Source organism: Streptomyces sp. NPDC057136, from assembly GCF_042670885.1.
Taxonomy (GTDB): Bacteria; Actinomycetota; Actinomycetes; order Streptomycetales; family Streptomycetaceae; genus Streptomyces.
The window spans coordinates 136,378-148,953 of sequence record NZ_JBHUUV010000014.1 but is presented as its reverse complement, the minus strand read 5'-3'; the positions used below and the strand labels follow the sequence as shown (position 1 = coordinate 148,953).

Below are 12,576 nucleotides of genomic sequence, written 5' to 3'. Positions count from 1 at the left end.
GCGATCATGGCCTCCCGACGCGCAGCCACCGGGCCGACCTCTATGGGCCGGCCCGGTCTGACGACTCAGGAGTGACAGAGCAGATCGAGGACGACGGCCTCGGCGTCGAGGCTGTCGAGATAGCGGTTGGCTTGCTCCCAGTGGCCGTCCGTGTCCGCGTCCATCCACGAGCCATCAAGGGTGACCAGGGCGAAGCCGGGCACGGCGCACCGGACCGACCCCAGCCGGGATTCCTCGTGCTCCTGCGCGAAGTATGCGATCGGGTCGTTGAGCAGGAACGACGTGTCGAAGTGCGGGTCTCCCGCGACGGCCCGCTGGGCAACGTCCTGCACCAGCGGCTGGGCGAGATGCTCCTTCCTGGCGTCTGCCCGGGAGTACCTTTCAGGATCGGCCTCGTGGCGGGCGAGGAAGTCGGTGAGCGGGTGGGCCGGCGGGTGTATCGCGGTCAACTCGGTCCAAGCGGCGAGCAGTGCGTCATGCGTGCGGGCCGCTCGTGTCCGCATAGCGTCGAAGTCGAGCAGACCCCGAGGCCCGCCGTAGCATTCCAGCGGCCCGAGGGCATCGAGCTTGGCCTTCCTGCGCGGCACGGTTGAGGCCGTAACGAGCCTGCGGTCGCCGTCGTGCTGAGGCAACACGAGGTAGGCGTTGCCCGCGCTGGAGTGGATGGCCCACCAGTCCCAGTGGCCGACCGGATTCGATTCCTCGGTGAGGTTGGCGTCGTAGGGCGCCATGGTGGCAGCTATCGCCTGTGGAACCTTCCGAGGCGCGGTCGGCGGCAGGCACACAGTGGCGAAGAACTTGGTCATACCCGGGAGCGTAAGCCGTGGGGTTTGTCCGCCCGTCGGCGAGTTGATCAGGGCGATGAACGAGCGTGCCTCGGGCGCTATGGGTGTGCGTGAACGACGGCGAACACCGTGCGCGCCTTGGTGCCGTCGGGCAGTGGTGCGTCTGCGGTGACGTGGCCCAGTGGGCGGGTGCTGCGGGTCGAGGTCCACGACAGCGGCGACGGTGAGCCCGGGGTGCGTGAGCCCGATGGGGAGTCGGGGCGGGGGCTGGTGATCGTTGACGCGCTGGCGGACCGGTGGGGTGTGGGGGAGCGGATGCCCGGGAAGTTCGTGTGGTGCGAGTTCGGCTGAGTCCGTTCGACGCCGGGGGCCGACCAGCCGGCCACTGCCTCGAACAGGGCCGTCCGGACGGTGGCGTCGGGGTGATCCCCGAGGTGGGCCAGTTGGGCCGGGAAGCAGAACAGGCCCTTGTCGCCGTCGCGTCCGTGGCGATGGAGTTTTTCGAGGGTGCGGTCGACGGCCGCGAGGGGACGTTCGACTTTGTGCACTCGGCCGCGACGAGCGGCGACGACCGCGCCAACGAGTTCGACTTCGGCGCCGGTCCCGCAGGCGGGGCTCAGTAGGTGAGCGCATCGTCCATGCTCGTCTGCCAGTAAGTGACGCTCAGGCTGCTGTCCACGAACACGCTCTTGGCGAGCGGCACCGTGATCGCTGAGCCGGTGCCGTCGGAGTTGCCGTCTCGGTTCTGGAAGCCGACGCTCAGGTCCTTGGTGGAGTATCCGTTCGTGCCGCTGCCGTCGGCAGCCGAGGTCATGACGCCGGTGTAGACGGACTCGCCCGGGTTGATGGTCGCCACCGCCTGCGGCTTGCTGTCGTCGAACGTCTTCGGAACGGACTGGGCGTCGCCGAACCGCAGGTAGGGGTGGTAGTAGGCGTTGCATGCCTTCGAGCCGGTGTTGGTCATCGTGAGCAGCATGTGGTTGACCGGCCGCTGTACCTCGGTCATCGTCAGCTTGGTGTTCGCTCCGGTGCATGCCAGTACGGCCGCATCGTCGTCGACGTCCTGCGGCTTGGCCGTGGACGTGCCGCCGCCGGAGTCGGAACCGGAGTCCGAACCCGAACCGGTGCTCGGAACAGCGGAGTTCTTGCCCTGGTCGGTGGCCGGAGTCGCCGTGCTCTTGTCGCCGGAGGCGCCGGAGCTCTCCGCCGGGGTCTGGGAGGACGGGCCGGCCGGAGCGGAGGCGCTGCTGCCGGACGCCGCTTCGTCGTCGCCCTGGCAGGCCGTCAGCGACAGGGATGCGATCAGTGCGACGGCCCCGAGGGCAGAGGTGCGGGCGGCGCGGCGGAGGTGAAGGTTACGCATGAGGTGTCTTTTCCGTTCGGAAGGTGTCGTGGAGTGTGGGGCGCCGCTTTGGCGCACCGGGAGCTGACGGGTGTACTGGACAATGACGTGTGGTCAGAGGTGCCACAGGAGTGCGATGACGGTCGCGACAGAGGCGATCAGAACTCCTGCGGCTACTGCATCGGTCAGGCTGAGTTGAGGACGAGTACGCACGGCGGCTCCCGGGGACGGGCAAGTGGTGGATGCACGAGTCGCGCTGCTTGCCCTTGCAGGGGTGCTGCTGCGGTGTGTTCCAACATCGTGTCCGGCCCTCGAAGCCGGTGGCAACGGTTGCCGGTCGGTACGGGACGCTGGAACGGAAATATGGCCTCTGACCTGCGGTGACATCACCTGCCTGGAACGTCGTTCCGGGAGGGTAGGAGAGGGGAACGATCAGGGTGGGCACGGAGATCCAGGACTTCGCGGCATTGCTCAGGGGGCTGAAACAGCGCTCCGGGCTGAGTTACGGAGCGCTCGCCCAGAAGCTGCACATGAGCACCTCCACGATTCACCGGTACTGCAACGGTGACGCGGTCCCGCACGACTATGCGCCGGTCGAACGCTTCGCGCGCGTGTGCCGTGCGCAGTCGGACGAACTGGTGGCGTTGCACCGGCAGTGGATTCTGGCCGACGAGGCGAAGCGGCGAGGCGCTCGGAAGGCGGAGGCCGGCGGGGCGGTCGAACCTGCGGCGGTGACGTCGGAGCTCGCGGCCTCACCGCCGCCGGAGCCGGTGGGCCGGCCGGAACCGGAATCAGAACCGGCTCCGACACCGGCGCCGGAGTCGGCGGCTGACGATGTGACCCCGGATGCGCGGCCCTCCGCTGCCGCGCCCGCCCCGCGACGGCCGTCCGGCAAGCGGCTGCGTGTCCTGCTCGCGGCCGTCGCGGTGGTGGCGCTCACCGTGCCCGCCGCGCTGGCGATCAGCAACTACACGGGCGACCGCACGCACGATGAGGGCATGGACTCGCCCCGCAGGAACTCACCGGCCACGCCGAGCCGGAGCGGCAGCGTTTCTCCGTCACCGAGTCCTTCGAAACCCTCGCCGTCCAAGACCAGCGGCTCCGCGACACCCTCCGCCACGGCTAAGAGGTCCGCCGCTCCCAAGGGGGAGGACGGGAAGGCGGAGAAGGGGACCGGCTCCCAGGGCGTGCCGGTGACCGCCACACTCAGTTCGTACAACTGGGATTGGCCCTGCGGGCAGTACTTCCTGCTCGACCGGGAACCCCAGGGCATGCCGCCGGCGCCCGAGGTCCAGGACAGGGCCAGGCGCGCCTGGGCGGCGCAACTGGGTGGGGTGGACGGGGGAGACATGCTGCTCGAACTCACCTTGCAGGGAGCTTCGCAGGAGGCGGTCGTTCTGAACGCGCTTCATGTCCGGGTGGTATCGCAGGCGGCGGCCACCGACTGGCCCGCGTACTCGATGGGGGAGGGCTGCGGGGGCGGCATCGTGCCGCAGACGTTCGATATCGACCTGGACGACAGTCAGCCCGCCTCGCGGCCGGTCGCCGGTGAGGACGCCGGCAGGGTCGTTCCGGCGAAGGACTTTCCCTACCGGGTGAGCTCCACCGACGTGGAGGTGTTCCACGTCAACGCGCACACGGAGGGCCACGACGTGACCTGGTACCTGGAGCTGGAATGGTCCAGCGGGGGCCGGAGCGGGACCGTGCGCATCGACGACAACGGCAAGCCGTTTCATACGAGCAGCATGAGGGACCGGCCCGTGTACGAGTACCGGTCCGATACGGCCGAGTGGGAGGACATCTCGGATTCGCTGGAGGGGCAGGGCAACTGACGGCGGCCGGGTTGTCGCTGGGTGCGCCCCAGCGACATCCCGGCCCACGTGATCAGAGGCGCTCGGGCGTCCGGATGCCGAGGAGCTTCATGCACGTACGTGAGGCACTTGGCGCCTGCGATCGCCGCATGAGCTGTTGTGCTCGGTCGCAGCTCATGCGGCGGGGTGCTGAACGAGGGCGAACACCGTGCGGGCCTTGGTGCCGTCGGGCAGTGGTGCGTCTGCGGTGACGTGGCCCAGAGGCCGGCCGGTGGAGGCCGCCTGGCCGGGCTGGAGGACGCGGTTGATGTGGATGGTCAGCCGACGTGCGTCCGCCGCTGTCTCCACGAGGATGTCCGTGCCGTCCGGGTCGTCGGTCGTGGACGTGAGCGCGGCCGTGGTGGGGGGCTCTGCGAACCAGCCGGTGACGGACGGGTCGGGGGCGTCGCTCGTGCTCTGCATCTGGGGAACGGTCTCGCCGACGATCAGCGCGAAGAGCTGGGCGACGAGGACCGGGTCGTGCGTCCCGTCGTACACCCATCGGCGACCCAGCACGCCGTGCTCGGTCGTGCCGATGAGGGCCTTGTCGACGCCCGTGATCGGTGCGCCGCGATAGCTGAACGGCACCTGGTACGTGACCGGTTGGTCCCCCGAGGTGTCGGTGACCACCATGAACTCGATCCCCACCTCGCCCTCCGGGTCGTCCAGCCGGAATCCGCCGGTCCTGGCCAGCTCGGGCTGCTGTCCCTTGCCTCGGTACCAGGGCTGCGCGGGCAGCCAGGAGGAGAGGAGTTCCAGCTTGGTGGGCGTCAGTGTGGTGCGGTGGATGACGGCCATCAGACGAGTCGCCGGTCGGCGGCGAATCCGGCGAAGGCCGACCAGGTGGTGGGCGCGACGGTGAGGGTGGGGCCGTCGGGGTTCTTGGAGTCCCGGACGTGGATGGCGGTGGGGTGGGCGGCGATCTCGACGCAGGCCCCGCCTTCGCTGCCGCTGTAACTCGACTTGTGCCAGTCGTAGGCGACTTCGAGGCAGGCGCCGCCCTCGTCGCCGCTGTAGCTGGACTTGAACCACTCACGTGCGGTGTTCATTGCTCTCCCAGCAGCTGGTCCAACAGGCCAACGGTGTCCTCGGGGTTGAGGGCCTGAGCTCGCAGCATCGCATATTTCTGGGAGAGGATGCTGACCTCATCGCGGTCGGAGACGAGCAGGCTGCCGCGTTGAGTCTCGGAGTACGCGACGTGCTGATAGTCCGGTGTTTCCAGGAGGATGAAAGGGCCGTTGAGTCCCGCATGGGTTCGGCGGTGCAGAGGGAGGACCTGAAGGCAGATGCCCGGGAGTGCGGCGCACGTGCGCAGGTGGCGCAGTTGCTCCGCGTGCTGTTCGTCGTCGACGAGCTGAAGTCTCACGACCGGCTCCCAGATCACGAAGCTGATGGTCGGGGGCTCGCTGCGTCGCAGGATTTCTTGTCGCTCCAGGCGTCCTGTGGTCTGGTCCTCGATCTTTTCCTCGCTGAAGACCGGGACCCGGTTACGGAACACCGCACGCGCGTACGCCTCCGTCTGGAGAAGGCCGGGGACGACCTGGTTGTCGTACCAGGACAGCGCCAGCGCCTCCCGCTCCAGGTCCATGTACTGCTCCGCCCACGCCGGGATCAGGTCGACCTCCGGCATGTTCTCCACCGCCGTCTCCAGCGCCCCCTTCGTCTCCAGCAGCCGGTCCAACTGGCGTGCCAGGTCCGGCAGTAGTGCCCGTCTGCCCTGCTCGATCGAGGCGATCGTCTCCACCTGGAGGCCGACCCGGTCCGCGAGCTGGGCCTGGGTCAGGCCGGCCGCGATGCGGAACACGCTGACCAGTTTGCCCACGAGCTTCATCGCCGACGTGTTCTTGCGCTGCCGTTTCCTGGGGTGCATACGGTCCCCACTCCCCACCCTCGTCCGTACTTCACGCACGAGCGACCCGTACAAGAAATCTGTACGGGTGCACGTACTGCTCCACGTTAGTCACGGAGTGTGACTCTCGTCCCATGAACGAGACGATGCAACTCTCGCTGCTGCGTGAGCGGTTCTACCGGCGGGAGCGCCGATCGGTCCCGGCAGCACGGGAGTTCGTACGAGCGGCGGCCGTCGACTGGGGGTTCGGGGCGGCGCGGCTGGATGACGTACTGCTGTGTGTGAGCGAGCTGGCGACCAATGCGCTTGTGCACGGGGTGCCGCCGGGGCGTGGCTATCAAGTGCGGTTGCTGTTGCGGGAGGAGGGCCGGGCGCTGCGGATCGAGGTCCATGACAGCGGTGACGGTGAGCCCGAGGGTGCGGAAGCCGGACGGGGAGTCCGGGCGGGGGCTCCTGCTCGTGGCTGCGCTCGCCGACCGTTGGGGGGTGGGCGAGCGCGAGCCGGGCAAGGTCGTGTGGTGCGAGTTCGGGCAGGTCCCGACGGGGTTACGGGGCGGTGGGCACCGCCTCGCGGGCCGGGGTCCGGTCCTGGGCGGCGACCGGCTGTACGGCGAGTCGGCGGAGGCGTGCCGTGCAGACGATGCCGACTGCCGAGATGACCATCAGCATGACCGCCGGGGGCCAGTAGTGGCCGCCCGCCGCTGCCGCGAGGGAGACCGCGGCGAGGGGTGCGAGGCCGCCGAAGATCATGTTGCAGATCTGGTAGGAGAGGGAGATGCCGGTGTAGCGGACGTGCGGGGCGAAGCCCTCTACGAGGATCGACGCGATGGGCCCGTACAGCGCCGACATCACCAGGCGCATGGCCAGCATCATCAGCCAGATGAGGACGACGCTGCCGGTGCCCAGCACCATGAACTGCGGGATCGAGAGGACGACGACGCCCACCAGACCGGCGATCACGACCTTGTGAGGTCCCACCTTGTCCGCGAGCCAGGACAGCCACGGTGTGACGAGGAGTTCCAGGAACGCCGCCAGGGTCAGGCCGTTGAGCAGCATCGACTCCGACAGGTGGAGGTCTCCGGTGCCGTACGAGAGCAGGAAGCTCGTTACGACGTAGTAGCCGCCGGTCGCGGTGGCCAGGGCGAAGACTCCGATGAGGACCGTGCGCCAGGCCTTCTGGAAGACCTCCACGACAGGCAGCTTGGTCTCGCCCTTCGCCTGCTGTTCCTTGTGCACCTCCTCCATGACCGGGGACTCCTCCAGCTTGACCCGGACGACGAGACCGGTGATCACCAGCACGGCGGAGGCGAGGAAGGGCACGCGCCAGCCCCAGGCGTTGAACGCCTCGTCGCCGAAGAGGCTCATCAGGCTGAAGGCGCCGGTGGAGAGCAGGGCGCCGACGGACGAGCCGAGCTGGGCGAACGATCCGAAGAAGGCGGCCTTGCCGGGCGGGGCGTTCTCCACGGCGATCAGTACCGCGCCGCCCCACTCCCCGCCGATCGCGATGCCCTGGACCAGGCGCAGCACGATCAGCAGGATCGGGGCGAGGGCGCCGACCTGGGCGTACGTGGGAAGAAGGCCGATGGCGAAGGAGGCGACGCCCATCATCACCAGGGTGATGACCAGGGTCTTCTTGCGGCCGACGCGGTCACCCATGTGACCGAAGATGATGCCGCCGAGCGGGCGCAGCAGGAAGCCGATGGCGAAGGTGGCGAAGGCGGACAGGGTCCGTAGGTACGGCGACATGCCCGGCGGGAAGAACACGTCGTTGAAGACGATCGCCGCGGCTGTGGCGAACGCGTAGAAGTCGTACCACTCGATGGAAGTGCCGGCCAGGGCCGCGAAGGCGGATCTGTACGGGCTCTTCCTGGTGGTGGCCTGCTTGGTGGCCTGCTTGGACATGGGGCCTCCGGGGACGGGAGGGGCGGCGGGGGAGGTGGGGTGAGCGGTGGGGTGAGCGGTCAGCGGCCGGGGGCGGACCAGGCGCGGGTGCCGCCGATCCAGGTTTCGCGTACGCCGATGGAGGCGAGTTCGGCAGGGTCGGCGGTCAGCGGGTCGCTGTCCAGGACGGCGAAGTCGGCGAGCATGCCGGGGGCGAGTGCGCCCACGGCGTGTTCGCGGTGCAGGGCGCGGGCGGCCGATTCGGTGTGCGCGCGCAGGCCGTCCGCGACGGGCATCCGCAGCGAGGCGTCGCCAAGGAGGGTGCCGAGGACGGTACGCCGGGTCGCGGCGGCCGAGACGGCTTCCAGCGGGGCGGGCGGGGCGACGGGGGCGTCCGAGCTGAAGACGACGGGGACACCGGCGGCCAGGCAGGTGCCTGCCGGGTTGTAGCGGTGGCCGAGGTCGCCGACCGCTGTGAGGGTGCCGTCTCCCGTACGCAGGTGGTGCTGGGGCTGCATCACCGGGATGACGCCGAGCCGGCCCATGCGCGCGATCTGTTCGTCGGTGGGCAGGCCCGAGTGCTCGATCCGGTGGCGCATGTCGGGGCGCTCGCGGTCGGTCTGGGCCTTCTCGATGGCGTCGAGGACCATGCCGATGGCGTACGGGGACTGGGCGTGGGTCGCGGTCTGCAGCCCGGCGCGGTGGGCGCGGCCGACGATCTCGGCGTACTCCTCGGCCGAGTGGTACAGCTGCCCGTGGTGGCAGCAGTCGGCGGCGTACCCCTCGGGGAAGTACGCGGTCCAGCCGCCGAGTGTGCCGTCGGCGTAGAACTTGACGCCCTGGACGCGGAACAGGTCGTCGCCGAAGCCGTTCACGACGCCCAGGTCGAGTGCGGTGTCCAGGAGCGCGGAGGTGAGGTAGGCGGAGACGCGCATGCGCAGGGTGCCGTCGGCGCGGGCGCGCAGGTACGTCTCCATCTCGCGGCGGGAGGCCTGGGCGTCGCCGACGGTGGTGACTCCGGCGGCGAGGAAGACCTCCTGGGCGCGCTGGAGGTGGTCGGCCATGATGGCGTCGGGCTCGGAGAGGTGGAAGTTCGGGCCGTGGTTGCCGATCTTCACTCCGCCGGGGCCGGTGAGCAGGTCGCAGGCGGCGTCCCAGAGCTGGCCGTCGGGTTCACCGGAGGGGGAGCGGCCGATGCTGCCGCCCTCGGGGTCGGGGGTGCCCGCGGTGACACCGCAGGTGCGCAGGGTGTGGGAGTTGACGACGCCGCCGTGGCCGGAGGCGTTCATCACGTAGACCTCGCGGTCGGTGGCGACGCGGTCGAGATCGTGGCAGGTGGGGTGGCGGCGCTCGGCGAGGCGGCGGTGCTCGTAGCCGAAGCCGCGCACCGGGACCCCGGCGGGCAGTTCGCGGGCCGCGTCGGCGAGGACGGCGACGAGCGTCTCGATGTCCGGGACCTGTTCGGGGCGGCAGTCGACCCAGGCGAGCGCCTGCCCGTACATCACGGGGTGGCAGTGGGCGTCGACGAATCCGGGGTGGACGAGTCCGCCGTCGAGTTCGAGTACCTCGTCGGCCCGGCCACCGAGTGCGGCGCGGGCGTCTTCGATCGTACCGACGTGGACGACGCGGCCGGCGCGGACGGCCAGGGCCTCGGCGCGTTCGGTGGTGCCGGGGGCGGCGACGGCTGCGCCGGTCACCAGGAGTGTGCGGTCGGCGTCGTCGAGCGGGTGGTGCATGAGGGGGCCTGCTTTCGACCTGGGGACGTCCATGAAAGGGCCGTACGCGGAGCGGATCGCGACGGTTGATTCGTTCGCATGGACGATATGCAGCGGACGATGCCTTGCCTAGACCTCCAGTGCACAAATTTTTCGGAATGTGATGTCGGATTTGGCTTACGTATCGTCTGTCATGGCCTCAAGGGGTTCCGTGAGGTCGTAGCGTTCCTTGATCAGCTCCAGATGGACCCAGCTCTCCACGGCGCGTACCCCCGCGCAGGCCCGCATCTCCTCCAGCGTGGTGCGCACCGCCGGGAGGGACTCCGCGCTGATCGTCCCGACGAGCTCCGCGCGCCCCATGCAGGCGGAGAGGAACGCGACCCGGTCCCATGCGGCGATGTGCCGCGCGACGGCGTCCCGCTCGCCGTCCAGGCGTACGGCGAATCCGCACAGGAAGCCGAGCCCCAGCAGCTCGGGGCGCACCAGCGCGAGCACCTTGGCGACGCCGCCGTCCAGGAGGCGCAGCGTGCGCGCGCGGGCGGCGCCGGGCGAGAGGCCCACGCGTTCGGCGAGCTCGGCGAAGGGCAGCCGGCCGTCGCGCTCCAGCTCGTCCAGTATCAGCCGGTCCGTCTCGTCCAGTTCCGGTACCTCCGGCTTGTCCGCCGGCAGGTACGGGTCCTTGAGGTGCTCCAGGGAGATCAGCGGGTCCACCACGTCGACACCCGGCAGCGAGCGGATCGACTCGATGGCCCGGTCCAGCTCGGCCAGTCCCTTGGTGCGCAGCTCGGTCATGATTGCGTGGCCGCCCGCGGTGAGAGTGACGAACGGCGCCTGCGGCATGGCGGCGATCGTGCGGGCCACCGGCTCGGCCGGGCCGCGTACGCCGACCGACAGGTGGGCCGAGGCCGTCAGGCCCCGTACCGCGGGATGCACGACGGCCACCACGCGTACGCCGCCGCCCGCGAGCAGCCGCTGAACGCGGGCACGGGTGGCGGGGCGGGAGAGTCCGACGCGCTGCGCCAGCGTCTCGTACGTCAGGCGGCCGTCCGTCTGCAGTTCGCGGACGACGGCCAGATCGGTGTGGTCCAGATCCACCTGGGCGCTTCCCCTCGGATCGGTTCGGGTGCCCGGGGGCGGGTGCGCCCGGGGTGGGGCCCATTCTCGACCACCGGGATGTGGGGGTCGGACCCGGATGACGTGCGCCGCTGGCGATCGCATCACCATCGCTGGACAAGTTTGCCGGATGAAACGTAGGTTCTGGGCGATCGTTGCGGACGAATCATCATTGCGTTGCGCTTTGAGGAGCTTGAGAATCCTGAGGAGGATGGGATGAGCCGGCCCCTGGTGGTGTTCACGGACCCCGAGGAACTCGACATCGGTCCCGGTGTGCGGCTGCTGGCCGACGCGGGATTCGACACGCGGGTCGTCGGCAGCCGTGACCCGGAGGCGATCGCGGACGCCGCGCGCGACGCCGTCGCGCTGATCGTCGGCTACGCGCAGGTGGACGCCGCGCTGCTCGACCGGCTCCCCGGGCTGCGGATGCTGGCCACGATGTCCGCCGGGTTCGACATGATCGACACGGTGGAGGCGCGTCGGCGTGGGCTGTGGGTGAGCAACCTTCCGCACGCCGCGACCGAGGACGTCGCCGTGCACGCGCTCGCCAGTGCGCTCAGCCTCGTGCGTGCGCTGCCCCAGGCCGACGCCACCGTCCGTAGTGGTGGATGGAGCACCGAGTTCGCCGAAGTCCCGCGCAGAGCCAGTGAACTGACGCTCGGACTGCTGGGCTTCGGGCGTATCGCGCGGGCCCTGGCCCGGATCGCGGCCCCCGTATTCGGGCGCGTGGCCGCGTACGACCCGCACGCCGACGAGGCGGGGTGGCCGCCCGGGGTCGAGCGGCTCGGCCTTGACGAACTGGTCGCCGCCTCCGACGTACTCTCGCTGCACACCCCGCTGACCGAGCGGACGCGCGGCATGGTCGACGCGGAGCTGCTTGCCCGGATGCGTCCGGGCGGCTACCTCGTGAACGTCGCCCGCGGTGAACTCGTCGACCCCGCAGCCCTGTTGGTCGCCCTGGACGGCGGACGGCTCAGGGGTGCGGCCCTGGATGTGTTCCCGGTCGAGCCGCCGCCGCTCGACGACCCGTTGCGCAGCCACCCGCGCGTCCAGCTGTCCCCGCACAGCGCGTACCTCTCCGACACCTCGCAGCGGGCTTACGTGTGCGCACCCGCCGAGAACGTCATCGCCTGGCACCGCACCGGGCGCCCCCTCACCCCCGTGGTCGACCCGACCCTCGAAGGAGCCTCCTCGTGATCGAACTGCCGACCACCGACGCATCGGTCGAAGAGGAGGCGCGGCTGCGCCGTGAACTCGCCGCCGTCTACCGGCTCGTGGCGCACTTCCGGATGACCGACCTGATCTTCACGCACATCTCGATGCGGCTGCCGGGGCCCGACCACCACTTCCTCATCAACCCTTACGGTCTCCTCTTCGAGGAGATCACCGCCTCCAACCTGGTCAAGATCGACCTGTCGGGCAACCCGGTCGGGCCCACCCCGTACCCGGTCAACCCCGCGGGCTTCGTGATCCACAGCGCGATCCACGCCGCGCGCGAGGACGCCCACTGCGTCCTGCACACCCACACCAAGGCCGGCTGCGCCGTGGCCGCGCAGCGCGACGGGCTGCTGCCGCTCAACCAGATGTCGATGGAGTTCTACAACCGCGTCGGCTACCACGACTACGAGGGCGTCGCCCTCAACCTCGACGAGCAGAAGCGCCTGGTCGACGACATCGGCAGCCACCCGGCGCTGATCCTGCGCAACCACGGTCTGCTGACGGTGGGCGAGAGCGCGGCCCAGGCCTTCCTGCGCATGTACTACCTGGAGAAGGCCTGCGAGATCCAGGTCACCGCGCAGGCGGGCGGCGGACCGCTGACCGTCCCCTCCCCCGAGACCTGCGAGTACACCGCACGCCAGCTCGCGGGCGAGGCGGACGCGGACTTCCAGGACGACGGGGCCTACGACCTGGCATGGGCGGCCATGCTGCGCCTGCTGGACCGGGTCGCGCCGGACTACCGGGACTGATCCCGCAGCAGCAGGGCCCGGCACCCATCGGTGCCGGGCCCTGCTGCGTGCCGGGTGGTTCAGAGGCTTCCCGG

General features: G+C 70.0%; 12 protein-coding genes and 2 pseudogenes. 6 read left to right on the top strand and 8 right to left on the bottom strand.

Annotated features, from left to right (window positions below; translation table 11 throughout):
- Positions 1 to 65 precede the first annotated feature (65 nt).
- The gene (locus tag ACFT7S_RS19160; protein WP_382733180.1) at positions 66 to 806 is read right to left on the bottom strand and encodes a hypothetical protein; all 741 of its coding nucleotides are present in this window, start codon (positions 804 to 806) and stop codon (positions 66 to 68) included.
- Between the two features lie 171 nt (positions 807 to 977).
- On the opposite strand from ACFT7S_RS19160, the pseudogene ACFT7S_RS19155 reads away from it, so the two are divergent.
- Positions 978 to 1,136, top strand: a pseudogene (locus ACFT7S_RS19155) (ATP-binding protein); the annotation flags it as partial.
- Between the two features lie 71 nt (positions 1,137 to 1,207).
- The gene (locus ACFT7S_RS19150; protein WP_382733177.1) at positions 1,208 to 1,408 is read left to right on the top strand and encodes a DUF3224 domain-containing protein; all 201 of its coding nucleotides are present in this window, start codon (positions 1,208 to 1,210) and stop codon (positions 1,406 to 1,408) included.
- On the opposite strand, the gene ACFT7S_RS19145 is transcribed toward ACFT7S_RS19150, so the two are convergent.
- Positions 1,402 to 2,148, bottom strand: coding sequence for a DUF4232 domain-containing protein (locus ACFT7S_RS19145; RefSeq protein WP_382733174.1), 747 nt, complete (start codon positions 2,146 to 2,148; stop codon positions 1,402 to 1,404). The two genes, ACFT7S_RS19150 and ACFT7S_RS19145, sit on opposite strands and share 7 nt — an antisense overlap.
- 416 nt (positions 2,149 to 2,564) lie before the next feature.
- Between ACFT7S_RS19145 and ACFT7S_RS19140 the strand changes: the two genes are divergently transcribed.
- Positions 2,565 to 3,959 carry a helix-turn-helix domain-containing protein gene (locus tag ACFT7S_RS19140; protein WP_382733171.1) on the top strand — a complete coding sequence of 465 codons (1,395 nt, stop codon included), beginning with the start codon at positions 2,565 to 2,567 and terminating at the stop codon, positions 3,957 to 3,959.
- A 153-nt stretch (positions 3,960 to 4,112) separates the two neighbouring features.
- On the opposite strand, the gene ACFT7S_RS19135 is transcribed toward ACFT7S_RS19140, so the two are convergent.
- From ACFT7S_RS19135 to ACFT7S_RS19125, 3 genes are read right to left on the bottom strand one after another with little or no spacing between them, the layout of a single operon-like run.
- Positions 4,113 to 4,775 (bottom strand): 1,4-alpha-glucan branching protein, encoded by a 663-nt coding sequence (locus ACFT7S_RS19135; RefSeq protein WP_382733168.1) that lies wholly within the window; start codon positions 4,773 to 4,775, stop codon positions 4,113 to 4,115.
- Positions 4,775 to 5,026 carry a DUF397 domain-containing protein gene (locus ACFT7S_RS19130; protein ID WP_382733165.1) on the bottom strand — a complete coding sequence of 84 codons (252 nt, stop codon included), beginning with the start codon at positions 5,024 to 5,026 and terminating at the stop codon, positions 4,775 to 4,777. The genes ACFT7S_RS19135 and ACFT7S_RS19130 overlap by 1 nt, the downstream gene beginning before the upstream one ends.
- Positions 5,023 to 5,808 carry a Scr1 family TA system antitoxin-like transcriptional regulator gene (locus ACFT7S_RS19125; RefSeq protein ID WP_382733251.1) on the bottom strand — a complete coding sequence of 262 codons (786 nt, stop codon included), beginning with the start codon at positions 5,806 to 5,808 and terminating at the stop codon, positions 5,023 to 5,025. The genes ACFT7S_RS19130 and ACFT7S_RS19125 overlap by 4 nt, the downstream gene beginning before the upstream one ends.
- 152 nt (positions 5,809 to 5,960) lie before the next feature.
- On the opposite strand from ACFT7S_RS19125, the pseudogene ACFT7S_RS19120 reads away from it, so the two are divergent.
- Positions 5,961 to 6,357 (top strand): annotated as a pseudogene (locus ACFT7S_RS19120) (ATP-binding protein); the annotation flags it as partial.
- Positions 6,358 to 6,372: 15 nt separating this feature from the next.
- Here ACFT7S_RS19120 and ACFT7S_RS19115 read toward each other — a convergent pair.
- From ACFT7S_RS19115 to ACFT7S_RS19105, 3 genes are all read right to left on the bottom strand, one after another.
- Entirely contained in the window at positions 6,373 to 7,728 is a 1,356-nt protein-coding gene (locus ACFT7S_RS19115; protein WP_382733162.1) for an MFS transporter, read from the bottom strand.
- Positions 7,729 to 7,787: 59 nt separating this feature from the next.
- Complete coding sequence (locus tag ACFT7S_RS19110; RefSeq protein WP_382733159.1) at positions 7,788 to 9,443, bottom strand: amidohydrolase; 1,656 nt, start codon at positions 9,441 to 9,443, stop codon at positions 7,788 to 7,790.
- 156 nt (positions 9,444 to 9,599) lie between these two features.
- Positions 9,600 to 10,517, bottom strand: a complete 918-nt coding sequence (locus tag ACFT7S_RS19105; RefSeq protein ID WP_382733156.1) for an Lrp/AsnC family transcriptional regulator — start codon at positions 10,515 to 10,517, stop codon at positions 9,600 to 9,602.
- Positions 10,518 to 10,751: 234 nt separating this feature from the next.
- On the opposite strand from ACFT7S_RS19105, the gene ACFT7S_RS19100 reads away from it, so the two are divergent.
- Both ACFT7S_RS19100 and ACFT7S_RS19095 read left to right on the top strand, forming a co-directional pair.
- On the top strand, positions 10,752 to 11,732 hold the full coding sequence (locus tag ACFT7S_RS19100) for a C-terminal binding protein (RefSeq protein ID WP_382733154.1): 981 nt from the start codon (positions 10,752 to 10,754) through the stop codon (positions 11,730 to 11,732).
- Positions 11,729 to 12,502, top strand: coding sequence for a class II aldolase/adducin family protein (locus ACFT7S_RS19095; protein WP_382733151.1), 774 nt, complete (start codon positions 11,729 to 11,731; stop codon positions 12,500 to 12,502). Before ACFT7S_RS19100 ends, ACFT7S_RS19095 begins: the two co-directional genes overlap by 4 nt.
- The last annotated feature ends 74 nt before the right edge of the window (positions 12,503 to 12,576 follow it).

Excerpts from the sequence above, each read along its gene's own strand:
- ACFT7S_RS19160 (WP_382733180.1), bottom strand. The coding sequence starts at position 806 with ATGACCAAGTTCTTCGCCACTGTGTGCCTGCCGCCGACCGCGCCTCGG.
- ACFT7S_RS19145 (WP_382733174.1), bottom strand. The coding sequence starts at position 2,148 with ATGCGTAACCTTCACCTCCGCCGCGCCGCCCGCACCTCTGCCCTCGGG.
- ACFT7S_RS19135 (WP_382733168.1), bottom strand. The coding sequence starts at position 4,775 with ATGGCCGTCATCCACCGCACCACACTGACGCCCACCAAGCTGGAACTC.
- ACFT7S_RS19130 (WP_382733165.1), bottom strand. The coding sequence starts at position 5,026 with ATGAACACCGCACGTGAGTGGTTCAAGTCCAGCTACAGCGGCGACGAG.
- ACFT7S_RS19125 (WP_382733251.1), bottom strand. The coding sequence starts at position 5,808 with ATGAAGCTCGTGGGCAAACTGGTCAGCGTGTTCCGCATCGCGGCCGGC.
- ACFT7S_RS19115 (WP_382733162.1), bottom strand. The coding sequence starts at position 7,728 with ATGTCCAAGCAGGCCACCAAGCAGGCCACCACCAGGAAGAGCCCGTAC.
- ACFT7S_RS19110 (WP_382733159.1), bottom strand. The coding sequence starts at position 9,443 with ATGCACCACCCGCTCGACGACGCCGACCGCACACTCCTGGTGACCGGC.
- ACFT7S_RS19100 (WP_382733154.1), top strand. The coding sequence starts at position 10,752 with ATGAGCCGGCCCCTGGTGGTGTTCACGGACCCCGAGGAACTCGACATC.